This window comes from Sphingopyxis sp. (assembly GCF_016704835.1).
In the GTDB taxonomy this organism is placed as follows: Bacteria; Pseudomonadota; Alphaproteobacteria; order Sphingomonadales; family Sphingomonadaceae; genus Sphingopyxis.
Map to the genome: position 1 here is coordinate 1003927 of NZ_JADIZJ010000001.1, position 21420 is coordinate 1025346.

Below are 21420 nucleotides of genomic sequence, written 5' to 3' on the forward strand. Positions count from 1 at the left end.
TCAATCTAGCGCCGCAGCGCCTCGATACAGCTGGGCACATTGGCATCGCGGCCGTCGGGGGTACGCGCATCGACGTGGAGTGGCGAGCGGGTCGGCGCCCTGTTTCGGCGCATAATAATAGATATCGAGGATGCAGGCGGTGCCGCCGAACTGCAATTTGCGCCCTGCGCCCTCGGCGACATCGAGGCGCGGCTTGCCGAACAGGCTGAGCGCCGAATTGGCGGAGCGGCCGATCAGGCTGTTGTTCTGCGTCGGGCGCGGCGCGGTGATCGGACCCGCCGACGAGGGCGCCTTGGGCGGGGTGGCGCGCGGAATCGCGTTGCCAGCGCAGCCGCCGAGCAGCAGGGTGAGGCTGGCGAATAGGGCCAAGCGGTTGTTGTTGATCATGTATTGCGGTCCCCGCTCCGCAAATGGAGCATGTGGACGGCCATAGCGGCACTGACAATCGGCGCCAACAGATTGGCGACGGGTACCACAAAGCTTGCGGCGGACAGCAGTCCGAGCGACCAGCGCGCGGGTCGGTCCAGCCGCGGGCGGTCGGGGTGGCGCGCCAGCACCATCGCTTCGAGATCGCGACCGAGCAGCAGGCCGTTGACGAACAGCGCGAAGATCGGCGTCCCGATGCCGGTGACGAGCAGCAGGATATAGATCGGCAACGCGACCAGGTTGCCGCCGATCAGCCGAACCACCGACGCGAGCGCAAGACGGATATTCTGGCGCCAGCCGACATCGACGGCGCGGGCGGCGGCAGCGGGATAGTGGCGCCCCTCGACATCGGCGACGATCGCATCGGCGAACAGCCCGACGACGACGATCGCCACGGCACGAAACAGCAGCCAGCTGCCCGCGATGATCGCCAGGATGACGAGCAGGCCCGCCATGTCGCGCTCGGTCGCCCCGAGCCATTGCCAATGCTCGAGCGCCCAGCGCGCCGCGAAATAGATTGCGGCGCCCGCGACGAGCAACAGCAGCAGCGTAAGGGCAAGGCTTTGCAGCAGGATGCGCAGCACGCGCGGGTTCGGCAGATCCTTGAGCGCGAGCAGAAAGGCGTGGACGGCGCGGGTCATTCTTGGGGGATGCGAGGGGGCAGCGCGCGCGTCAAGCGTCGCGCTTGCCTTGCCGCGCCGCCATCCCTAAAGCGCGGCAGCTTTTTTCCACACAGCACAGGATATTTCATGGCCTCCACCGCCCGTTTCGACGTCGTCGCCATCGGCAATGCGATCGTCGATGTCATCGCCCGCGCTGACGACGCGCTGATCACCGCCGAAGGGCTGAGCAAGGGATCGATGCGGCTGATCGACGCCGAGGAGGCCGAGCGGTTGTACGCGGCGATGGGACCGGCGATCGAAATGTCGGGCGGCTCGGCCGCGAACACGCTCGCGGGCATGGCGGCGCTCGGGCGCCGCTGCGGCTTTATCGGCCAGGTGGCCGATGATCAGCTGGGTCATGTATTCACCCACGACCTTACCGCGCTTGGGGTCGCATTCGACGCGCCGGCCCAATCCGATGGCGCGCCGACCGCGCGCTGCCTGATCCTCGTTACACCCGACGGTCAGCGGACGATGAACACCTTCCTGGGCGCGTCGCAGAATCTGGGCCGCGAATCGCTCGACGCGGCGCTGATCGCCGACGCCGACATCCTCTATCTCGAAGGCTATTTGTGGAATGCCGACGCGTCCCGCGCGGCGATGGCCGAAGCGATCGGCATGGCGCGATCGGCGGGGCGGCGCGTCGCCTTCACCTTGTCGGACACCTTTGTCGTTGCGGGGCACCGTGACGATTTCCACCGCATGACCGCAGCGCGCGAGATCGACATATTGTTCGCCAACGAGGCCGAACTGCTCGAACTGGCACAGGTGGATGACTTCGAAACCGCGCTCGCGCGTGTCGCCGCCGATGTGCCGTTGCTCGTCGCGACGCGCGGCGAAAAGGGCGCGGTTGCGATGACGGGCGGCGAACGCACCGAGGTCGCCGCCGAGCCGATCGACGATGTCGTCGACACGACAGGGGCGGGCGACCTGTTTGCGGCGGGTTTTCTTGCCGGACTGGCCGAAGGACGTCCGATTGCCGACTGCCTGACAATGGGCGCCGTATGCGCGCGCGAAATCATCGCGCAGGTCGGGCCGCGGGCACAAACCGACCTTCGCGCCAAGGTCGCCGAACGGCTGGGCTAGGAACTTTCAGCCACCCAACGCGTCCTATGCGCCAGATGGCACGACAGCCAAATGGACAGGAGGATGATATGGCGGACGAGATTCACAAAACGCGCGCGCCCGACGGGACGACGCACACCACGACGATCATCGATCGCGAACCGCGGCGCGGCGGCGGATTGGGCATGGGCCTCATCCTGCTTGTCGTGCTGGCCGTAGCGGGCTTTTTTGCGTTTCAGTTCCTCGCCAACGACAGCGCCGAGACCGGCGCGATCACCGAAGCGGCGCAAAAGGTTGGCGACGCGGCGCAGAATGTCGGCGACGCAGCGCAGGACGCGGTGAAGTAGTTCGCGCCTGACACTAGACGGCGGCCGGTTCGCCGGTTGCCGTTTCGGGATGTTTCTTAAACAAGGCGCGGTCGGCGGGCCCGAAACCGCGGGTCCAGATCAGCCACGCATAGATACCGAGGATAATGGGGACGCCGATCAGCAGTTCGGCCCATTCGGGCAGCTGCGTCGCGCCCCAGCCGAGCACCGCGGCGCCCGCGGTCGCCCAGACGAGCGCCCAGCGCAGGCTGTTGACCGGCGCGCCAAGGAGATGCGCGAGCAGCCGGGCTTTCACCACCGACGCGAAACCCAAAGCGAGCATCAGGGCGAGCGCGACCGCGGCGGCGTAATAGATCGGCGGTAGCCCCATCGACTTGGCGATCAGGATCAACGCGACGCTCAAAATCGCCTGCAATGCCAACGTCGCCATGCTGATCAAAAGGTTACGGTGGCGTGCAACATAGACGAGTGCTGCCTCGCTGACGACCGCGGTCGCCGCGACGACTTCGGCGGCGAGCAGGAAGGCGAGCGCGGCGGTACCGCTGACGAATTCGGGGCCGACGAGGCCCATCACCGCCTCGCCCGGGATGCCGAGCGCCAGCGCGACGCCGGCCTGCGCGGCGATGATCCAGAAGCCGACCTGGCTGACCTGTGCCGCCACGGCGGCAAGCTTGTTTTCGGCAAGATTGCGGGTGATGACCGGGCCGAGGATCGGCTCGAAGCTGGTCTTGAGCTTTTGCGGCAGCGAGGCGACCTGCTGCGCCATATAATAAATGCCATAGATCGTCGGCGAGGTGAACTGGCCGAGGATGAACAGGTCGAGACGGCGCGTGCCCCATTCGATCGCGTCGGCGGCCGCGAGCGGCGCGTTGCGCCGCGCAACTGCGATCAGATGCGCCGGATGCGGCTGCCAGCCGCGAGGGCTGCCATAGTGGCCCAGCATCGGAATCAGCGCGGTCAGGAAGGCGCCGATCATCGCAGCGGCGTAGGACAGCATCAGCCCGTCGCGCACCGACACGAACCAGAAACCCGCCGCCGCGGCGCTGATCACCCACGGTTCGACGATCGCGCGCGCGCGCACCGTCGCTCCGACATCAAAACGATAGGCGCACGCGGCCAGCGCGATGTCGGTACCAGCGATCGCAAAGACGAGCAGCGCCATCCAGCGATCGGCACCGCCGACGTCGCCGGCGGGATACATGAGCTGCGGAAAGGCGAAGAGCAGCGCCGATCCCGCCGCCGAGGCGAGCAAGGCGACGAACATGCCGTCCCATACGACGATGCGATGGTCGGCGCCCGGCGCGCTCAACTGTTCGGCAAGCCCGCGTTTCAGCCCGAGCGTCGCGAGCTGCGCTACGAGTTCGATGACAAGGACGGCAAAGGCGAAACGCCCGACCGCTTCGGGGCCGTACCAGCGGCCCGCGACATAGAGAAAGGGCAGGCGCGCAACGAGGCGCAGGATGAAGCCGAAGAAATTGGTACGTCCGCCCTTGGCCAGCGCGGCCGTGTCGGCGTCGCCCGAGGGAGCGCCTGATGATAGGGGCGCGGCTGCGCTGTCCGTCTGGCTCAAGCCCGCCGCCCCTTCTGCTGGTCCCCGGCGCGCAGTCTAGCGCGATGCAGGGGTGCAGGCAATTCTCTGCGTAAGCTCACCGACCCTCGGATCGCAGCGGGCGGCTGAGCAGGGCATGAATGGCATCGGCGACGCGCGTTTCGCCCGCCACCAGCCGTGCCACCGTATCGCAGATCGGCATGTCGATGCCGTCGGCGCGCGCTGCGGCGGCGACGACCGGGGCGCTAAAGGCACCTTCGGCGACGGTGCGGCGGTCGGCCATCAGCGCCCTGGCATCTTCGCCGCGGCCCAGCCCTTGCCCGAGCGCAAAATTGCGCGAATTTGATGACGTGCAGGTGAGGACGAGATCGCCGAGACCGGCGAGTCCCGCGAGCGTCTCCGCCTGTGCCCCGCGCGCGAGCCCGAAGCGGGTCATTTCGGCAAAGCCGCGGCTGATCAGCGCGGCGCGGGCGTTGAGCCCGAGCCCGGCGCCGTCGACGATGCCGCAGGCGATGGCGAGAATATTCTTGATCGCGCCGCCAATCTCGGCGCCGATCACGTCGGTCGAGACATAGGGGCGGAAATGCGGCCGGGCGATGGCGCCGGCGATGGCGGCGGCAAGGTCGGGATCGGCGGCGGCGAGGGTGATTGCGGTCGGCAGACCGGCGGCGACTTCGTGCGCGAAGGTCGGTCCCGACAGCACTGCATGCGGCCGCTGCGGTGCAAGTTCGCGTGCCATGTCGATCGGGAAAGCGAAGCTGCCCGCCTCCATGCCCTTGCTGCAGAAGATCAACGGTGCATCGCCCGCGGACAGATCAGCCAGCACAGCGCGCAGGAAAGGCACCGGAACGACGATGAGCAGCGCGTCACATTCGGCCATGTCGGCAAGCGCGCCGGTCGCCGTGAGCGATGTCGACAAAGCCGCGCCGGGCAGAAAGACCGGATTGCGATGCTCGGCGTTGATCGCGGCGACCACATCGTCTTCGCGCGCCCACAGGCGGACGGGGGCGCCGTCGGCGGCGAGCATCTGCGCCAGCGCAGTACCCCACGCGCCGCCGCCAATAATCCCGAAATTTCGATATGACGTCATGCTTTCACTCCGGCGCCGCGCACGGTTTCAGCATCGGGATCGAGCGGCCAGCGCGGGCGCGCAGCGACCGAGAGATCGTCGAAAAGCCCCGCGGCAAAGCGTTCGGCCCCCGCCCAGGCGATCATCGCGCCATTGTCGGTGCACAGCCACAGCGGCGGCGCGACAAAGGGGCGGTCGAAGCGGGCGGCGAGATCGGTCAGCGCGGTCCGGATCGCGCCGTTGGCGGCGACCCCGCCGGCGACGACGAACGCGGTCGCCTCGGGACAGACGGCGAGCGCAATGCGGCTGCGATCGACGAGACAGTCGACGACCGCCTGCTGGAACGAGGCGGCGAGGTCGGGGACGCTGTGCGCGCCGCTCGCGGCGGCGCGCGCCACCGCGCTCTTGAGCCCGGCGAAAGAGAAATGCGGTTCGGCACTGCCGACGAGCGGGCGCGGCAGCGGCACCGCGTGAGGGTTGCCGTCCTGCGCGGCGCGCTCGACCGCGGGGCCGCCGGGATAGCCGAGTCCGAGCAGCTTGGCGGTCTTGTCGAACGCTTCGCCCGCGGCGTCGTCGATCGTGGTGGCAAGGCGGCGATAGGCGCCGACGCCGCTGACCAGCAGCAATTGGCAATGGCCGCCCGAGACCAGCAGCAGCAGATAGGGGAAGGCGAGGTCGGGATCGACGAGTCGCGGCGACAGCCCATGGCCTTCGAGATGGTTGACCGCGATCAGCGGCTTGTTCGCGGCGTGCGCGAGCGCCTTGCCGGTCACCAGTCCGACCATCACTCCGCCGATCAGGCCGGGCCCGGCGGTCGCTGCAACGGCATCGACTTCGGCGAGCGACACGCCGGCATCGGCGAGCACGCCGGCGACGATCGGTGCCAGCCGGTCGACATGCGCGCGCGCCGCGATTTCGGGAACGACCCCACCGAACGGACTGTGCTCGGCCTCTTGCCCGGCGACGCGGTGCGCCAAGATGCGCCGATCGCCAGTGACGAGCGCCGCTGCGGTTTCGTCGCAGCTCGATTCAAGGCCAAGGATGAGAGACATAATCGTGCGCATCCCTTACCCGCCCCTTTATCGGCAGGGCAAGCCGCGCTAGCAGCATCGCGATGACCGACTTGCCAACAATCAAACAGCCGCTGCGTATCGGCACCCGCGCGTCGCCGCTGGCGATGGCGCAGGCACATATGACGGTGGCGGCGCTGATCGCGGCGCATGGCCTCGCGCCTGAAGCGCTTGAGATCGTGCCAATGACTGCGACGGGCGACCGCATCCAGGACCGCGCGCTTGCCGAGGTGGGCGGCAAGGAATTGTGGACGCGCGAGCTCGATGCGGCGCTCGATGCCGCGGTGATCGATATTGCCGTTCATTCGCTCAAGGACGTCGAGACGCTGCGCGATGCGCGTTTTGCGCTGGGCGCAATGCTCGAACGCGCCGATCCGCGCGACCGGCTCGTGGTGCGCGAGGGCATTGCGGCGACGAGCGTCGCCGACCTGCCGCACGGCGCGCGGCTGGGGACGAGCAGTCCGCGCCGTGCCGCGCAGATCCGGCGGATCCGCGCCGATCTGGAGCCGGTGCTGCTGCGCGGCAATGTCGCGACGCGACTGGCGAAGCTGGCGGCGGGCGAGGCTGATGCGACCTTGCTGGCGGCGGCGGGGCTCGACCGGCTGGGGATGCACGCCGTCGGCACGGCGCAGGACGCGGCGGTCCTGCTGCCCGCAGCATCGCAGGGCGCGATCGGCATCGAGTGCCGCGCCGATGATGGCGGCACGCTTGCGCTGCTGCGCGCGATCGATCATGCGCCGACCCATCGCTCGGTGGCGGCCGAGCGTGCCTTTCTGGCGGCGCTGGGGGGCGATTGCCGTTCGCCGGTCGCGGCGCATGCGCATTGGTGCGATGACGGCATGCTGCGCCTCGATGCCGAGATTTTTTCCGAAGACGGCGCCGACCATGCTGTCGGCCATGCGCTGATCGACCATGACGATGCCGCAGCCGCGCTGGCGCGGCGGTTGCTCGGCGATGCCCCCGATACGGTGCGGCGGCTGTTCGCGGCATGAGCAGCGGCTTGCCGCTGATCGTCACCCGCCCCGAACCGGGCAATAGCGCCACCATCGCGCGCGCGGCGGTGCTGGGACTTGATGCCCAGGCGATGCCGCTGTTTGCGGCGCAGGCGATCGCATGGACCGCGCCGCCGCAGGCAGATTTCGACGCGCTGCTGCTGACCAGCGCGCAGGCGGTGCGGCTTGCTGGTCCGCAGCTTGCGCTCCTCGCAGCGCTGCCGGTCTATGCAGTGGGCACCGCCACCGCGGACGCCGCGCATGAGGCCCGGCTGACGGTCGCCCAGACCGGCGCGGCGGGTGCCCAATGCCTTCTTGACGCCATGACATCGGCGAAAATGGCCCGGATTTTATGGCTTTGCGGTCGTGATCGGTCCGCGCTCGACCCGCGCGGCGCGGCGCTTGAGCCGCTGGCCTGCTACGCGGTCGAACCGGTCGATCCGCCGCGGGCGTGGACGCAGCTGACCGCCGCACCGGCGGTGCTCCTCGCCCATTCGGTTCGCGCCGCGCGGCGGATTTGCGACCTCGTCGGTCGCGACCGTGCCCATCTGGCGCTGGTCGCGATCAGCCCCGCGGTCGCCGCGGCGGCGGGCGAGGGCTGGGGCGAACTGGCCGCGGTTGCGCAGCCCACCGACGCCGGAATGTTGGCACTGGCGTATAGTTTGTGCCACAAGGGCGGAAAATAGGGTCGTTCGAAAGAGACATATGGCAATCGACAGCTCCGATACCCCCTCGCCCATGGCCGAGGCGGTCCCGGCGAGGGGACCATCGTTTCGCCTGCTCGCCATCGCTGCCCTGCTCCTGCTGCTGATCGGTATTATTGGTGGCGGCTGGGCGGTGAACCGCTGGCTGAACGGCGATGACACCGCACCCGCGGTCAAGGTGACCGGCGCGCAGGGGGTTGGCGATATTACCGACCCGGCGCTGCTCGCCGCCGCCGCGCCGAAAGGCGCGGCGGCGCCGCCGTTGGTCGTCGCGCCGGTCGATGGCGCCAATGCGCTGGCGGCGCGGGTCGCCGAACTCGAGCAACGGCTGTTGCGGATTACCCTTGAGGCCGAATCGGCGTCGGGCAACGCCTCGCGCGCCGAGGGGCTGCTGGTCGCCTTTGCGGTCCGCCGCGCGCTCGATCGCGGGTTGTCGCTCGGTTATCTCGATGCCCAGCTGCGACTGCGCTTTGGCGACGACCAGCCCAATGCCGTGAAAACGATCATCGAAACGTCGCGCGAACCGGTGACGCTCGAACAATTGCGCGCCGAACTCGATACGCTGGCGCCGCAGCTCGTTGGTCGCGGCGGCGATGGAAGTGGCAGCCTGTGGACGGGCCTGCGCCGCGAACTGGGCGAGCTGTTCGTCGTGCGCGCGGCGGGAACGCAATCGCCGCGGGCGGCGGAGCGGCTTGAACGCGCGCGGCGCTATCTGGGCGCCGGGCAGGCCGACCTCGCGATTGCCGAGGTCGAGGCGATGCCGGGTGCGGCGACCGCCAACGACTGGCTGATCGATGCGCGGCGCTATCACGAGGCGCGGCGGGCGCTTGACCTGATCGAGACCGCGGCGATATTGGAGCCGCGCGACAGTCCGGCTGCCGCGATGGCCCGCGGCACCGCGGCACCGACCCCCTAGCGCGCGTCCCGAAAGGGCCGCTCGCCGTTAGAGAAAGCCCCCTTGCATGGCCCTCGCCGATCCGCAGCGCATCGAAGCGCTCGACCCGCTCGATCCCCTCCAGCTCGACGCCGAGCTGAGCGAAGAGGAACGGATGGTCCGCGACACGGCGCGGTCCTATGCGACCGATGCCTTGCTGCCGCGCGTGACCTCGGCATTTCTCGACGAGCGCTTCGACCGTGAGATCATGTCCGAAATGGGCGCGTTGGGGCTGCTTGGCGCGACGATCGACCCCGAATATGGCGGCGCCGGGCTGAATTATGTCAGCTACGGTCTGATCGCGCGCGAAGTCGAGCGGGTCGATTCGGGTTATCGCTCGGCGTGCTCGGTGCAGAGCTCGCTCGTGATCCACCCGATCAACGCCTATGGCAGCGAGGAGCAGAAGCGCAAGTTCCTGCCCGGGCTGACCTCGGGCGAACTCGTCGGCTGTTTCGGGCTGACCGAGCCCGACGCTGGCAGCGATCCCGGCGGGATGCGCACGCGCGCCGAGAAGATCGAGGGCGGATACCGCCTCAAGGGCGCGAAGATGTGGATCACCAATTCGCCGATCGCCGACGTGTTCGTCGTGTGGGCGAAGTCGGAGGCGCATGACGGTGCGATCCGCGGCTTTGTGCTTGAAAAGGGCATGAAGGGCCTGACGGCGCCGAAGATCGAGGGCAAGGTGAGCTTGCGTGCGTCGGTCACCGGTGAAATCGTCATGGATTCGGTGGAAGTCGGCGAGGATGCGCTGCTGCCGCATGTAGCGGGGCTGAAAGGCCCGTTCGGTTGCCTCAACCGCGCGCGCTACGGCATCGGCTGGGGCGCGATGGGCGCGGCCGAATTCTGCTATGAGGCGGCGCGCAACTATACCGGCGAGCGCAAGCAGTTCGGACGGCCGCTCGCGGCGAACCAGATCGTCCAGCTGAAGCTCGCCAATATGCTCACCGAAATCGCGCTCGGCCTGCAGACGGCGCTGCGCGTCGGGCGGCTGATCGACGAGGGGCGGCTGATTCCCGATGCGATCAGCCTGCTCAAGCGCAACAATTGCGGCAAGGCGCTCGATATCGCCCGCGTCGCGCGCGACATGCATGGCGGCAACGGCATTTCGGCCGATTATCATGTCATCCGCCACGCGGTGAACCTCGAAACGGTGAACACCTATGAGGGCACGCACGACGTCCATGCGCTGATCCTGGGCCGCGCGATCACCGGCATCTCGGCTTTTGGCGGATAGCACGGCGAAACCCCTCGCCGGCATCCGCGTCGTCGAACTGGCGCGGGTGCTCGCGGGGCCATGGTGCGGGCAATTGCTCGCCGATCTCGGCGCCGAGGTGGTCAAGGTCGAGCGGCCGGGCATCGGTGACGACACGCGCAGCTGGGGGCCGCCGTTCATTAACGGCGACGGCGGCGAGAACCTGGGTGCGGCCTATTATCACAGCACCAATCGCGGCAAGAGCGGTGTGGCGATCGATGTTGCGACCGCCGAGGGGCAGGCGGAGGTCCGTGCGCTAATTGCCGATGCGGATGTCGTGATCGAGAATTACAAGGTTGGCGGGCTGGCGAAATATCGCCTCGATCCCGCGACGCTGCTCGCTGATTTCCCGCAGCTGATTGTCTGTTCGATCACCGGCTTTGGCCAGACCGGCCCTTATGCGCATCGCCCCGGCTATGATTTCATCATCCAGGCGATGGGCGGCGCGATGTCGTTGACCGGCGAGCCCGACGGGGCGCCGCAAAAGGCCGGTATCGCTTACGCCGACATCTTTACGGGGATGTATTCGACCGTCGCGATTCTTGCGGCGTTGCGGCGCCGTGACGCCACCGGACAGGGCGCGCATATCGACATGGCGCTGCTCGATTGTCAGGTCGGGGTGCTCGCCAACCAGGCGGCCAATTATCTGGCGAGCGGCGTCGCGCCGCGGCGAATGGGCAATGGTCACGCCAATGTCGTCCCCTATCAGGCGTTCGCGACCGCCGATGGCCAGCTGGTGATCGCGGTCGGCAATGACGGGCAGTTTCGTAAATTATGTATGATCCTGGGCGAGCCGAACTGGGCCGACGACGCGCGGTTTGTCACCAATGCGGTGCGGCTGGCCAATCGCACCGCGCTGATTCCGCTGCTCGCCGCAAAGATCGCGGGCTGGGACGCGCAGCCGCTGGCGCTGGCGCTGGAGGCTGAGGGCGTGCCCGCAGGGCCGATCAACGATATTGCGGCGGTGTTTGCCGACCCGCAGGTGGCGGCGCGCGGAATGCGGTTTCGCCCTGAGGGGGCTTCGGTTGATGGGCTGGCGAGCCCGATCGTGATCGATGGCGAGCGGATGGTGGCTGCGGGCGGCGCGCCGCCGCTCGCGGGCTAGAAAAAAGGGGCGCCGTCGCCGGCGCCCCTCTCCCCCTTTTTTCAGATCCTCGGCGGCTCAGAACTTCACCGTGCCCGTCACAAACACCTGGCGCGGGTTGCCGTAGAAGGCGGTCAGCGTGCCTTCGGTGCCGAGCGCCGAGGTCGGCAGGCCGTTGGCCCCAATCACCGGCACGCCGGTCGTCGGGTTGACGTTGATGAAGGTATAGCCCGAGGTCTTATACTCCTTGTCGGTCAGATTCTTGCCGAACAGGCCGATGCTCCAGCGATCGTCGGGGGCGGTGTAGACGATGCTCGCGTCGAGCATCGCGAACCCTTTCTGGTCGATATAGGGGTTCGGGATTTCGAACTGATAGGTCTTGCTGCGGTACGACAGGGTCGTGCCGAAGCTCAGGTCGCCGTCGCCGATCGGGGTGGCATAGGCGATCGTGCCGCTGGCGGTCCATTTCGGGGTGTTCTGGACCTGGCGGAAATCGGCGACATCGGTGGGCACACCGCCGATGTTGGAGACATATTCCTTATAGTCGGCATCGATATAACCGAGCGCGGTCGACAGCGTCAGCCGGTCGCCCGCCGCGGCAAGATCTTCGCCGAGCCGCACGCGGCCTTCGAACTCGACGCCCTTGAAGGTCGCCTTGCCGGCGTTCGACACGACGCCGCAGAAGCTCGGCAGCCCGCTGACGGTACAGGCGACCGAACCCGGGATCTGGACGTCGGTGTAATCGGCGTAGAAGCCGGCAATCGCGACATTGACCGCGCCGTCCATCAGGCTGCCCTTGTAGCCCACTTCATAGCTTTCGACCTGCTCGGGACGAAAGCTCAGGAACGCGGCGATTTCGTCATCGCTGCGGGTGCCGTTGCCATCGGTGTCGGGAGCGTTGACGCCGACGCCGCGGGGATCGAAGCCGCCGCCCTTAAAGCCCTGCGAATAGCTGGCGTAGAGCGTGTGGTCGGGGGTCGGCTTGAACGACAGCGAGGCGCGCGGGGTAAATTTGTTGAAGCTGCGCTTGCCGTCGAAATTGGTCCCGGGCGCGCCGAATGCGACCCCCGCGCCGCCGAACACCGGCGAGCCGCCGCCGAGATAGTTCTGGCGCAGGATCGATGCCTCGCGCGTGTCCCAGGTGTAGCGGCCACCGACCGACAGGCTGAGCTGGTCGGTGAAATCGAAGGTCGCGTCGCCGAACACCGCAAAGGTCCTGGTGTCGACATCGGCCTCGGTAAATGCGGTGAGTCCGGCGAGGGTGTTGAAGATGCGGACGTCGAACAGGGTGTCGGCGGTCGCATCGAGATAATAGAAGCCGAGCAGGCCTTTCAGGCGGTCGCCTTCATAGAGCAGCTGGAATTCCTGGCTGATCTGTTCGTTGAAGTAGAATCCGGGGACGTCGACATCGACCGCGGGTAACGCGTCGAAATCGATCGGGGTCGCCGACGTGTCCTTGCGCCAGGCGCTGATCGACCGCAGCGTCAGCGTGTCGGTCAGCTCGGCGGTGACGTTCATCGCGAGGCCGTAGGATTCGATTTCCTGTTTCGGATCGACGAGGCCGCCGCGGCTGTCGAACACATTATCGAGGACCGGCGCGTTGGTGCGGAGCGACGGGATCAGGCGGTGGCCGCCGCGCGGCGCGCTCTTGTCCTTGGTGTAGTCGCCCGAAATGCGGATCAGCACCGGTTCGCCATAGCCGCCGAGCTCGACGGTGCCGCGGCCGGCCCAGACATCCTTGTTGTAATTTTCCAGCCCGGTGGTGAGGTTGTCGCCAAAGCCGCCGCGCGAAAGGCGCGCCACCGATCCGCCGACGCGCAGCAGGTCGCCGATCGGCGCGCTCGCGGTGACGACCAGATCGGCCTGCTTATAGGTGCCGAGCGTGCCCTTGATCTTGAGCGAGAATTCCTCAGGCAGCTGCTTGGTCACATATTTGACCGCTCCGCCGATGGTGTTGCGACCATAGAGCGTGCCCTGCGGCCCGCGAAGGATTTCGATGCGCTCGACGTCATAGATGTCAAGCACAGCGGCCTGCGGGCGGTTGAGATAAACATCGTCGAGATAGAGGCCGACCCCCTGCTCGAAGCCCGAAACCGGATCCTGCTGGCCGACGCCGCGGATGAAGGCGCTGAGCGTCGAGTTGGTGCCGCGCGACACTTCGAGCGTGGTGTTCGGGGTGGTCTGGCCAATGTCGGTGATGTCGATCGCGCCGGCCTTGGCGAGCGCTTCGCCCGAGTAAGCGGTGATCGCGACGGGGACGTCGATCAGACGTTCGTCGCGGCGGCGTGCGGTGACGATGATTTCGTCATCGCTCGCATTGGCGTTGGCGTCTTCATCTTGCGCGAATGCGGCGGGGGCAAAGGCGAGCATGGACAATGCGCTCGAAGCGAGAATGGCGCGGCGTAGCGGACGAGCGAAAGGACGCATGTAGGACTCTCCCATGTGAGGGGCGGCCGAAACCGCCCTATTCGTTTTTCTTGGGCTCGGTGCTTGCCAAGCCGCGACGCACCCAATAATGAAACCTGAACCAAGTTTCAACTTGGAATATGGCCTCGGTATTTTTTGCTTGCCAGTGGTGCGAAAAAGCCACGATGCAGTGAGGGGTGGCCGAAGGGGAGACGGAAGACAGCCATGGATCAGCCGCTAGACGCAGCACCAGCCACCGCGGGCGAAGCGCGCGACAAGACGCCGCGCACCGAACGCGGGCGCCGCACTCTGCGCAAGTTGCTTGACGCGGCGGCGATCGAGTTCGGCGAGCGCGGTTTTCATGAGGCGTCGATCAGCGGCATCACCCGCCGCGCCGGGACTGCGTTGGGCAGTTTTTACACCTATTTCGATTCGAAGGATGAGATTTTTCAGGCGCTTGTCCGCTATATGAGCGAGCAATTGCGCGACCATGTCACGCCGTTGGTCTCGGCAGCGCCCGACGAAATCAGCGCGGAACGTATCGGACTTGAATCCTTCCTCGGCTTTGTGCGCGAGCATAAGGAAATCTACCGGATCATCGATGAGGCCGAGTTCGTCGATTATGCCAGCTATCGCCGCCACTATGAAACGACGGTGGCGCGCGTGCGCCAGCGACTGGAGGCGGGGGCGGCGCGCGGCGAGATTCGCGCCGACGTCAGCGAAATCCACGCCTGGGCGATCGGCGGAATGAACGTCTTTCTCGGCATGCGCTATGGCTTGTGGGACGAAGATGCCGATATTTCGGAAATTGCCCGGATCGCGAATGATTTTGTCGCGAATGGGCTGGTGAAGCGGGATTAAGTCAATCGATCCTCCCTGTGGCGAAGCCATGGGAAGGCGGCAGCGCGACGCGCTGACGGATGGGCCATAGCGCCGCCGTCGCCGTCTCTCCACCACTCGCCTTGCGGGCAGTCCCCCTGCTACCGCTGCGCGGCAGCGAGGATTAGCGTCGCGAAATCAAAAAAATCGCATGTTCGGCGCGCCACGTGGCCGCGGCGTCGCTCGTCGGTTTGTCGCCCGACAGATACCAGGCCGCTTCGACGCCGACCCCCTTGGCGCGCAGCAGGTCGCGAAAATCGCTGACCGTGACATGGTGGATGTTGGGGGTTTCGTACCAGGCGACGGGCAGCAGCCGCGTCACCGGCATCCGCCCGCCCCATAAAAGCGCCAGCCGGATGCGCCAGTGCGCGAAATTGGGAAAGCTGACGAACGCGCGCGGCGCTATCCGCAACAGTTCATCGACGACCCGGTCGGGACGCTCGGTCGTTTGCAGCGTCTGCGACAGGATCGCATAGTCGAAGGCGTCGCCGGGATAGTCGGCAAGGTCGCGGTTGGCGTCGCCCTGGACCACCGACTGGCCGCGCGCGATCGCCGCGGTGACGTTGGCAGGGTCGATTTCCAGTCCGCGCGCATCGACGCCCTGATCTTTCAGCGCTGCCATCAACTCGCCGTCACCGCAGCCGACATCGAGCACGCGGGCGCCCGCTGGCACCGCACCGGCGATGATCGCGAGGTCAGGGCGCAGCGCCATGGTCAGAAACCGCCGCCGAGCGCGCCCGCGACGATGCGGTCGAGTGCGGGGACGTCGAGCAGGAACGAGTCATGGCCAAATGGCGCCGACAGTTCGACAAAACTCGCCGACGCGCCGACGCTTTGCAGCGCTTGCACGACGCGGCGCGATTCGGCCGTCGGATAGAGCCAGTCGGTGTCGAAGCTCACGAGGGTGAAGCGGACGTCCTTTGCCGCGGTGAACGCCCCCGACAGGCGCCCGTCGTGCGGGTCGGCGAGGTCGAAATAGTCCATGGCACGGGTTATATAGAGATAGGCGTTGGCATCGAAGCGGTCGGTGAAGGCCAGCCCCTGATGGCGCAAATAGGATTCGACCTGGAAATCGGCATCGAAACCAAAGCTCTTGATGTCGCGCGCCTGCAGGCGGCGGCCGAATTTCTCGGTCAGCCCTTCCTCGGACAAATAGGTGATGTGCGCCGCCATGCGCGCGACCGCCAGGCCCTTGGTGGGGGCGCGTGCGCTGCCATAATATTGGCCGTCCTGCCAGTCGGGATCGGCCATGATCGCCTGCCGCCCGACCTCGTGGAATGCGATATTCTGCGCCGAATGGCGCGCTGCGCTGGCGATGACGACTGCCGAGGCGAGGCGTTTGGGATAGGATGTGGCCCAGGCGAGCGCCTGCATCCCGCCCATCGACCCGCCGACGACGGCATGAAGTCGCGCGATGCCGAGATGATCGAGCAGCATCGCCTGCGCGCGCACCATGTCGGCGATCGTGATCACCGGAAACGCCATGCCGAGCGGCGTGCCGGTCGCGGCATCGGGGGTCGCGGGACCGCTCGACCCCATGCAGCTGCCGAGGACATTGGCGCAGATGACGTGAAAACGATCGGTGTCGATCGGCTTGCCTGGGCCGACCATGCGCGCCCACCAGCCGGGCTTGCCTGTCGCCGGATGGTCGCTCGCGACATATTGATCCCCGGTCAGCGCGTGGCAGATCAGCACCGCGTTCGACTTGGCGGCATTGAGCGCGCCATAGCTTTGATAAGCGATCGTCACCGCGGGCAGGCTTTGCCCGCTGTCGAGCGGCAGCGATGCTGCGATCGTCACGCTGTGATGCTGGATCTGGTGAAGCAGACTGGCCATTATTCGCGCGGGGCTAAGCGGGCGCGCGAAGCCTGTCAACGTGCTGGACGAGACGCTGGACTCGGGGCGCACAACCGCTAAACGGCGCGGCATGACCGACACGATGCAAACGCTCAGCCCGAAGCCGTGGATCAGCGGCATCGCTCCTTATGTTCCGGGCAAGTCGGCGGGCGCCGACGGCCGCCCGCTGATCAAATTGAGCGCGAACGAAAATCCGCTCGGCACCGGCGAAAAGGCGCGTGCCGCGTTCGCCGCGGCGCAGGCTGCGCCCGATGCCTTGTCGCGCTATCCCGATCCCGGCTCGCTCGAACTGCGTGAAACGATCGCCGCGAAATTCGGGCTCGATCCGGCGCGGATCATCTGCGGCAACGGGTCGGATGAACTGCTCCACCTCGCGGCGGGCACCTATGCCGGTGTCGGCGACGAGATATTATACGTGCGCTACGGCTTTGCGGTGTACGAGATCGCGGCGCGCCGCGTCGGCGCGGTGCCGGTCGAGGCCGACGACAAGGATTATGCAACCGACGTCGATGCGTTGCTCGCCGCGGTGACCGACAAGACGCGCGTCGTCTATCTCGCCAATCCGAACAACCCGACGGGGACGCTGGCGTCGAAGGACGAAGTCGCGCGACTGTACGCGGGGCTACCGAAGGATGTGCTGTTCGTCATCGACCAGGCCTATTCTGAATATCTGTCGGATGCCGAGGATGACGGCGGGCTCGATCTCGCCAAAACCCAGCCGAACGTATTCATCACGCGCACATTTTCGAAGATCCACGGGCTTGCCGCCGAACGCATCGGCTGGGGCTATGCCTGCGCCGAGGTGATATCGGCGCTGCACCGTATTCGTTTGCCGTTCAACGTCACGCGCGCGGGGCAGGCGGCGGCGATCGCAGCGATCGGTGATGAGGAGTTTGTGCGTCTCAGCCGTGAGCATAACGCCAAATGGCGTGGCTGGCTGGTGCAGGAGATCGAGAGCCTGGGCAATCATGGCCTGCGGGTCGTGCCGTCGGCGTGCAATTTCCTGCTCGTCTTGTTCGAGGGCGATGTGAGCGCCGAGACCGTTTACAATCGGCTGATGGAGGCGGGTTATATCGTCCGCTGGCTGCCCGGGCAGGGATTGCCGGGCGCGCTGCGGATGACGATCGGCACCGAGGACGAGACCCGCGGGCTCGCGGCGGCGATCCGTGCCGCGCTGAACGGCTGATCGATGCCGCGGCGCATTGAACGGCTGGCGATCATCGGGCTTGGCCTGATCGGATCGTCGATCGCGCGCGCGGTCAAGGAACGGCTGCCCGATGTGATGGTCACCGGCCACGACGCCAGCGCCGAGGTGCGTGATATCGCTCGGACGCTGGGGCTGTGTGACGCCGTGATCGACGCGGCCCAGGCCGCCGTCGCCGATGCCGATCTGGTGATTTTGGCGGTGCCGGTCGGCGGCATGGCCGCCGCGGCGGCAGCGATGGCGCCGGGGCTGGGCAAGGATACGATCATCTCCGACGTCGGGTCGTCGAAGGCGAGCGTCGCCGAGGCGCTGGCCAAGGCGCTGCCTGGCCATATCATCATCCCCGCGCATCCGGTGGCCGGGACCGAGAACAGCGGCCCCGCCGCGGGCTTTGCCAGCCTGTTCGACGGGCGCTGGTGCATCGTCACCCCCGATACTGCGGCGCCCGCCGATGCGGTTGCGGCGCTGACCAGCTTCTGGGAGGCGCTCGGCGCCAAGGTCGACGTCATGGACGCCGCGCATCACGATATGGTGCTCGCGGTAACCAGCCATTTGCCGCATCTGATCGCCTATACGATCGTCGGAACCGCCAGCGAGTTGGAAGAGGTCACCGAGAGCGAGGTGATCAAATATTCGGCGGGCGGCTTTCGCGATTTCACCCGCATCGCAGCGAGCGACCCGGTGATGTGGCGCGACGTGTTTTTGGCCAACAAGGACGCGGTGCTCGCGACCTTGCAGCGCTTCAACGAGGATCTGACCGTGCTGCAGCAGGCGATCCGCCGCGGCGATGCCGACAAGCTGGAAGACTGGTTCACCCGTACGCGCGCGATCCGGCGGTCGATTATCGCCGAGGGGCAGGATGATGCGGCGCCCGATTTCGGGCGCAAGCATTGAGCCGAGCGCAGCCATCAAATTCCGCGCGCGCGGAGTAAAGTCGAGACACCCGGCAGGCGCGCACGAATGAGGGGCATCGCACCTTCGCTCGATGCGAACGGGATTAGGTGGTGGGCTCGCTCGCCAGCAACGCCTCCGGCGGGTTCAGCGCATTGATTGCCACTCGCACGCGTTCCTCGGCCTCTTCGCGCGGTAGCCCCGCGGGGATCGTCGCGCCGATCTTGTAGGTGATCGTGCCGGGCCATTTCACCCAGCGGCGCGGCGGAAAGGCGAGACCGCTGTTCACCGCGACGGGGATCACATCGACCCCGAGCAGCCGGTACATGCCCGCAAAGCCAGGACGCAGGGGTGGCGCTTCGCCATGCGGCACGCGCGTCCCCTCGGCAAACAGCACCAGTGGGCGCCCCGCAGCGAGCGCCGCCTTTGCCGCGCTGAGCATCGCGCGCATCGCCTTGCCGCCGCCGTCGCGGTCGACCGGGATCAGGCCATAGAAACGCGCCGCCTGTCCCCAGACCGGAATCGAAAACAGCTCTTCTTTGGCGAACACCGCAGGGTGTTTGAACAGCCCCGGCTGTTCGACCGTTTCGAACGCCGATTCATGCTTGAACACATAGAGCACCGGGATATCGGGCATCTCGCCGTCGACGACGATCGTCTGGCCGAGCAGGAAGCGGCAAAACAGCCGATGCGCCTTCGCCCAGATGCGGACGAAAAAGATCGTGCCGCGGTGCGAGACCGGCAGCGCGATCACCCCGCCGATCGACGAGATGCTGCTCATCACGAAAAAGGCGATCCAGAACAGGATCGAACGGATCAGGGCGATGGTGTAGCGCATCGGCGTTGCGCTTACAGGCCGAGCAGCCCGCCCGCCAGTCCCGCGAGATATTTGTGATATTCGCGAAACAGCGTGGCGAAATTGGGCTCGCTGCGCACCGCGTCGGGCAGGATCGTCACCTTGTCGCCGATTGCGCGGCCGATTTCATATTCGGCGCGGCGCATGTGCCAGTCGGTGGTGACCAGCCGCACCGTCTTATAGTTGCGCCGCGCAACCCAGGTCGCGACTTCGGTCGCGTTCGAGCGCGTATCCTCGGCTTCGAACCCCAGCGCGATGCAGCAATCGAACAGGCGCAGCGGGCGTTTATATTCGGCGGCGAGCTCGCGCGGTTTGACCTCGCGCGCGACGCCGCTGATCAGCAGGCGCTTGGCATCGCCCGCCTCCAGCCGTTCGAGCGCGCGGTCGATGCGTCCCGGCCCGCCGGTGAGCACGACGATGGCATCGGTTTTCTGCGCCGCCGCGGGCAGCGGCGGCAGCAGCGCGAACCACGCAAAGCCAAGGATCCAGGCCAGGAAGAGAAGAGAAATCAGGCGCTTGATCATAAAATCTTCTTGAGCGCGGCGAGCAACGTCTGGCGCGCCGTCAGGGCTGCCAGCGCGATAGCCAATAGCGGCAGTGCCAGCAAGAGCGCCCAGCCGGTCGGCCCCAGCGACGCGGTCGCGGCGAGCCCCGAGGTGATCCCTGCCCATTGCCAGCCGATGAGCAGCAGGATCGCAGCGGCGACGACGCTGCCGAGCGCAATGCCATAGGCGGTGTCGATCGCGATCCGGCGCTGGAACAGCCGGGTGATCTGGCGGTCGGTCGCGCCGATCAGGTGGAGCATCTCGATCGTCGCAAAATGGGTGCCGAGCGCGGCACGCGCGGTCATGATCACCACCGCGGCGCTGGCGAGCGTCATCAGCAGCACGAGCCCGCCGGCGATCCATGCCAGCGAGCCGATCAGCCGCGCGACCGGCCCCAGCCATTCGGCGTGCGGGATGATCCGCGCGCCGGGGGCTTCGGCAGCGACCAGCGCGCGCAATTGCTCCATATGACCGCTGCGGTCTTCACCGACGAAATCGATATCGACCAACGCGGGGAGGGGAAGCGAGTGCAGCACCGGATCGTCGCCGTCGGCGCTGCCGAACCACTGACCCATCGTAGCCTGCAGCTCCTCGCGGTCGACGGCGCGCGCCGACAGGACAAAAGGCTGCGCGGCGGCGGCGCGGCGCAGCGCCGCGGCCTGTTCGGCGCGCGTCACCGGATTGGCGGTGACGATCTGCACCGTGACGCGTCCCGCGATCGCGCTGCCGATTGCATTGGCCGAGCGCGAAAGCCCGACCCCGGCGGCGGCGGCGAGCAGGGTCAGCATCATCAAAATCGCAATCACCCACGGCGTCGGACCCGACAGGCGGCGGTCGGGCAGCAGGCGGCGGTGCTGGACGGGGACGCGCGGGATGATCATGCGCGGTTCGCCGGGGGATAGCGCAAGGCGCCGGTGGGATCGGCAAGCCGACCCTTTTCCAGCCGCATCATCTGGGCATTTTCGATGCGGCTGATCAGGTGGACATCGTGGGTGGCGACGACGACGGTGGTGCCAAGGCGGTTGAGCGCCTCGAACAATCCCAAGAGGCGCATCGCCATTTCGGGATCGACGTTCCCCGTCGGTTCGTCGGCGACGAGCAGCTGCGGGCGCGCGATCACCGCGCGCGCGATCGCGACGCGCTGCTGTTCGCCGCCCGACAGCGTCGCGGGGCGCGCGTCGGCGCGGTCGCCGAGCCCGATCCAGCTGAGCATTTCGCCGACCGGCCCCGACAGATCCTCTTCGCTCACCCCCGCGATGCGCAGCGGCAGCGCGATATTGTCGCGCGCCGATAGATGCGGAATCAGGCGGAAGTCCTGGAAAACGACGCCGATGCGGCGGCGAAAGCCTGGCAGGCGCGGGCGCGGCATATTGACGAGGTCCTCGCCGAACAGGCGGACGATGCCGCGGCTCGGCCGCTGCGCGAGGTAGAGCATCTTGAGCAATGATGTCTTGCCCGCGCCCGAGGGACCGGTGAGAAAATAGAAGCTGCCCGGTTGCAGGTTGAAGCTGATATCGCAGAGCACCTCGGCATCGGGGCCGTAGCGCAGACCAACCCCGTCAAATTCGACCATCGCGCCGCCGGGACGCGGGCTCGGCACATCCGTCATGGCGTCACGCGCGCGCTGGCTTGCGCGGGCGAGGTGGCAC

Annotated in this window: 22 protein-coding genes; 10 read left to right on the forward strand and 12 right to left on the reverse strand. The window is 67.0% G+C overall.

Going from position 1 to position 21420, the window contains the following annotated elements; genetic code table 11:
- Both IPF76_RS05015 and IPF76_RS05020 read right to left on the reverse strand, forming a co-directional pair.
- A complete protein-coding gene (locus tag IPF76_RS05015) occupies window positions 1-387 on the reverse strand; it encodes a hypothetical protein (RefSeq protein WP_293840428.1) in 387 nt (128 codons plus the stop codon).
- Window positions 384-1067, reverse strand: coding sequence for an EI24 domain-containing protein (locus tag IPF76_RS05020; protein ID WP_293840430.1), 684 nt, complete (start codon window positions 1065-1067; stop codon window positions 384-386). The genes IPF76_RS05015 and IPF76_RS05020 overlap by 4 nt, the downstream gene beginning before the upstream one ends.
- A 108-nt stretch (window positions 1068-1175) precedes the next feature.
- Here IPF76_RS05020 and IPF76_RS05025 point away from each other — a divergent pair, with 108 nt between their 5' ends.
- A complete protein-coding gene (locus IPF76_RS05025; protein WP_293840433.1) occupies window positions 1176-2174 on the forward strand; it encodes an adenosine kinase in 999 nt (332 codons plus the stop codon).
- A gap of 68 nt (window positions 2175-2242) precedes the next feature.
- On the forward strand, window positions 2243-2500 hold the full coding sequence (locus IPF76_RS05030) for a hypothetical protein (RefSeq protein WP_293840435.1): 258 nt from the start codon (window positions 2243-2245) through the stop codon (window positions 2498-2500).
- Between the two features lie 13 nt (window positions 2501-2513).
- On the opposite strand, the gene IPF76_RS05035 is transcribed toward IPF76_RS05030, so the two are convergent.
- The 3 genes from IPF76_RS05035 to tsaD form a co-directional block, all read right to left on the reverse strand.
- Entirely contained in the window at window positions 2514-4049 is a 1536-nt protein-coding gene (locus IPF76_RS05035; protein WP_293840437.1) for a lipopolysaccharide biosynthesis protein, read from the reverse strand.
- Window positions 4050-4125: 76 nt separating this feature from the next.
- A complete protein-coding gene (locus tag IPF76_RS05040) occupies window positions 4126-5118 on the reverse strand; it encodes an NAD(P)H-dependent glycerol-3-phosphate dehydrogenase (RefSeq protein WP_293840439.1) in 993 nt (330 codons plus the stop codon).
- A complete protein-coding gene (gene tsaD / locus IPF76_RS05045; protein ID WP_293841930.1) occupies window positions 5115-6149 on the reverse strand; it encodes a tRNA (adenosine(37)-N6)-threonylcarbamoyltransferase complex transferase subunit TsaD in 1035 nt (344 codons plus the stop codon). Before tsaD ends, IPF76_RS05040 begins: the two co-directional genes overlap by 4 nt.
- Before the next feature lie 62 nt (window positions 6150-6211).
- Here tsaD and hemC point away from each other — a divergent pair, with 62 nt between their 5' ends.
- The 5 genes from hemC to IPF76_RS05070 are packed head-to-tail and all read left to right on the forward strand — an operon-like array spanning window position 6212 to window position 11154.
- Complete coding sequence (hemC, locus tag IPF76_RS05050) at window positions 6212-7159, forward strand: hydroxymethylbilane synthase (RefSeq protein ID WP_293840441.1); 948 nt, start codon at window positions 6212-6214, stop codon at window positions 7157-7159.
- Window positions 7156-7845, forward strand: coding sequence for a uroporphyrinogen-III synthase (locus tag IPF76_RS05055; RefSeq protein ID WP_293840443.1), 690 nt, complete (start codon window positions 7156-7158; stop codon window positions 7843-7845). The genes hemC and IPF76_RS05055 overlap by 4 nt, the downstream gene beginning before the upstream one ends.
- Window positions 7846-7864: 19 nt before the next feature.
- Window positions 7865-8779 carry a mitofilin family membrane protein gene (locus IPF76_RS05060; protein ID WP_293840446.1) on the forward strand — a complete coding sequence of 305 codons (915 nt, stop codon included), beginning with the start codon at window positions 7865-7867 and terminating at the stop codon, window positions 8777-8779.
- 46 nt (window positions 8780-8825) lie between these two features.
- Window positions 8826-10031: an acyl-CoA dehydrogenase gene (locus tag IPF76_RS05065; protein WP_293840448.1), complete on the forward strand. Its 1206-nt coding sequence runs from the start codon at window positions 8826-8828 to the stop codon at window positions 10029-10031.
- Entirely contained in the window at window positions 10021-11154 is a 1134-nt protein-coding gene (locus IPF76_RS05070) for a CaiB/BaiF CoA-transferase family protein (protein ID WP_293840451.1), read from the forward strand. The genes IPF76_RS05065 and IPF76_RS05070 overlap by 11 nt, the downstream gene beginning before the upstream one ends.
- 57 nt (window positions 11155-11211) lie before the next feature.
- On the opposite strand, the gene IPF76_RS05075 is transcribed toward IPF76_RS05070, so the two are convergent.
- The gene (locus IPF76_RS05075; RefSeq protein WP_293841933.1) at window positions 11212-13503 is read right to left on the reverse strand and encodes a TonB-dependent receptor; all 2292 of its coding nucleotides are present in this window, start codon (window positions 13501-13503) and stop codon (window positions 11212-11214) included.
- 261 nt (window positions 13504-13764) lie between these two features.
- Here IPF76_RS05075 and IPF76_RS05080 point away from each other — a divergent pair, with 261 nt between their 5' ends.
- The gene (locus IPF76_RS05080; RefSeq protein WP_293840453.1) at window positions 13765-14400 is read left to right on the forward strand and encodes a TetR/AcrR family transcriptional regulator; all 636 of its coding nucleotides are present in this window, start codon (window positions 13765-13767) and stop codon (window positions 14398-14400) included.
- Between the two features lie 142 nt (window positions 14401-14542).
- Here the strand turns inward: IPF76_RS05080 and metW are convergent, their stop codons facing one another.
- Window positions 14543-15130: a methionine biosynthesis protein MetW gene (metW, locus tag IPF76_RS05085; protein ID WP_293840456.1), complete on the reverse strand. Its 588-nt coding sequence runs from the start codon at window positions 15128-15130 to the stop codon at window positions 14543-14545.
- A 2-nt stretch (window positions 15131-15132) separates the two neighbouring features.
- On the reverse strand, window positions 15133-16254 hold the full coding sequence (locus IPF76_RS05090) for a homoserine O-acetyltransferase (RefSeq protein ID WP_293840459.1): 1122 nt from the start codon (window positions 16252-16254) through the stop codon (window positions 15133-15135).
- A gap of 91 nt (window positions 16255-16345) precedes the next feature.
- Between IPF76_RS05090 and hisC the strand changes: the two genes are divergently transcribed.
- Window positions 16346-17461: a histidinol-phosphate transaminase gene (gene hisC / locus IPF76_RS05095; protein WP_293840461.1), complete on the forward strand. Its 1116-nt coding sequence runs from the start codon at window positions 16346-16348 to the stop codon at window positions 17459-17461.
- Between the two features lie 3 nt (window positions 17462-17464).
- Window positions 17465-18373: a prephenate/arogenate dehydrogenase family protein gene (locus IPF76_RS05100; RefSeq protein ID WP_293840463.1), complete on the forward strand. Its 909-nt coding sequence runs from the start codon at window positions 17465-17467 to the stop codon at window positions 18371-18373.
- Window positions 18374-18476: 103 nt separating this feature from the next.
- Here the strand turns inward: IPF76_RS05100 and IPF76_RS05105 are convergent, their stop codons facing one another.
- Genes IPF76_RS05105 through ftsE form a run of 4 tightly spaced genes read right to left on the reverse strand, consistent with a single transcriptional unit; the run spans window position 18477 to window position 21380 of the window.
- On the reverse strand, window positions 18477-19208 hold the full coding sequence (locus IPF76_RS05105) for a lysophospholipid acyltransferase family protein (RefSeq protein ID WP_293840466.1): 732 nt from the start codon (window positions 19206-19208) through the stop codon (window positions 18477-18479).
- A gap of 11 nt (window positions 19209-19219) precedes the next feature.
- Entirely contained in the window at window positions 19220-19750 is a 531-nt protein-coding gene (locus IPF76_RS05110; protein ID WP_293840468.1) for a YdcF family protein, read from the reverse strand.
- Window positions 19747-20652, reverse strand: coding sequence for a cell division protein (locus IPF76_RS05115; RefSeq protein WP_293840471.1), 906 nt, complete (start codon window positions 20650-20652; stop codon window positions 19747-19749). The genes IPF76_RS05110 and IPF76_RS05115 overlap by 4 nt, the downstream gene beginning before the upstream one ends.
- Window positions 20649-21380 carry a cell division ATP-binding protein FtsE gene (gene ftsE, locus IPF76_RS05120; RefSeq protein ID WP_293840474.1) on the reverse strand — a complete coding sequence of 244 codons (732 nt, stop codon included), beginning with the start codon at window positions 21378-21380 and terminating at the stop codon, window positions 20649-20651. Before ftsE ends, IPF76_RS05115 begins: the two co-directional genes overlap by 4 nt.
- Between the last annotated feature and the right edge of the window lie 40 nt (window positions 21381-21420).

Excerpts from the sequence above, each read along its gene's own strand:
- IPF76_RS05115 (WP_293840471.1), bottom strand. The coding sequence starts at position 20,652 with ATGATCATCCCGCGCGTCCCCGTCCAGCACCGCCGCCTGCTGCCCGAC.
- IPF76_RS05015 (WP_293840428.1), bottom strand. The coding sequence starts at position 387 with ATGATCAACAACAACCGCTTGGCCCTATTCGCCAGCCTCACCCTGCTG.
- IPF76_RS05105 (WP_293840466.1), bottom strand. The coding sequence starts at position 19,208 with ATGCGCTACACCATCGCCCTGATCCGTTCGATCCTGTTCTGGATCGCC.
- IPF76_RS05090 (WP_293840459.1), bottom strand. The coding sequence starts at position 16,254 with ATGGCCAGTCTGCTTCACCAGATCCAGCATCACAGCGTGACGATCGCA.
- IPF76_RS05065 (WP_293840448.1), top strand. The coding sequence starts at position 8,826 with ATGGCCCTCGCCGATCCGCAGCGCATCGAAGCGCTCGACCCGCTCGAT.
- ftsE (WP_293840474.1), bottom strand. The coding sequence starts at position 21,380 with ATGACGGATGTGCCGAGCCCGCGTCCCGGCGGCGCGATGGTCGAATTT.
- IPF76_RS05030 (WP_293840435.1), top strand. The coding sequence starts at position 2,243 with ATGGCGGACGAGATTCACAAAACGCGCGCGCCCGACGGGACGACGCAC.
- hisC (WP_293840461.1), top strand. The coding sequence starts at position 16,346 with ATGACCGACACGATGCAAACGCTCAGCCCGAAGCCGTGGATCAGCGGC.
- tsaD (WP_293841930.1), bottom strand. The coding sequence starts at position 6,149 with ATGTCTCTCATCCTTGGCCTTGAATCGAGCTGCGACGAAACCGCAGCG.
- IPF76_RS05110 (WP_293840468.1), bottom strand. The coding sequence starts at position 19,750 with ATGATCAAGCGCCTGATTTCTCTTCTCTTCCTGGCCTGGATCCTTGGC.
- IPF76_RS05100 (WP_293840463.1), top strand. The coding sequence starts at position 17,465 with ATGCCGCGGCGCATTGAACGGCTGGCGATCATCGGGCTTGGCCTGATC.
- IPF76_RS05075 (WP_293841933.1), bottom strand. The coding sequence starts at position 13,503 with ATGCTCGCCTTTGCCCCCGCCGCATTCGCGCAAGATGAAGACGCCAAC.
- IPF76_RS05040 (WP_293840439.1), bottom strand. The coding sequence starts at position 5,118 with ATGACGTCATATCGAAATTTCGGGATTATTGGCGGCGGCGCGTGGGGT.
- IPF76_RS05025 (WP_293840433.1), top strand. The coding sequence starts at position 1,176 with ATGGCCTCCACCGCCCGTTTCGACGTCGTCGCCATCGGCAATGCGATC.
- IPF76_RS05020 (WP_293840430.1), bottom strand. The coding sequence starts at position 1,067 with ATGACCCGCGCCGTCCACGCCTTTCTGCTCGCGCTCAAGGATCTGCCG.
- hemC (WP_293840441.1), top strand. The coding sequence starts at position 6,212 with ATGACCGACTTGCCAACAATCAAACAGCCGCTGCGTATCGGCACCCGC.
- IPF76_RS05055 (WP_293840443.1), top strand. The coding sequence starts at position 7,156 with ATGAGCAGCGGCTTGCCGCTGATCGTCACCCGCCCCGAACCGGGCAAT.
- metW (WP_293840456.1), bottom strand. The coding sequence starts at position 15,130 with ATGGCGCTGCGCCCTGACCTCGCGATCATCGCCGGTGCGGTGCCAGCG.
- IPF76_RS05080 (WP_293840453.1), top strand. The coding sequence starts at position 13,765 with ATGGATCAGCCGCTAGACGCAGCACCAGCCACCGCGGGCGAAGCGCGC.
- IPF76_RS05060 (WP_293840446.1), top strand. The coding sequence starts at position 7,865 with ATGGCAATCGACAGCTCCGATACCCCCTCGCCCATGGCCGAGGCGGTC.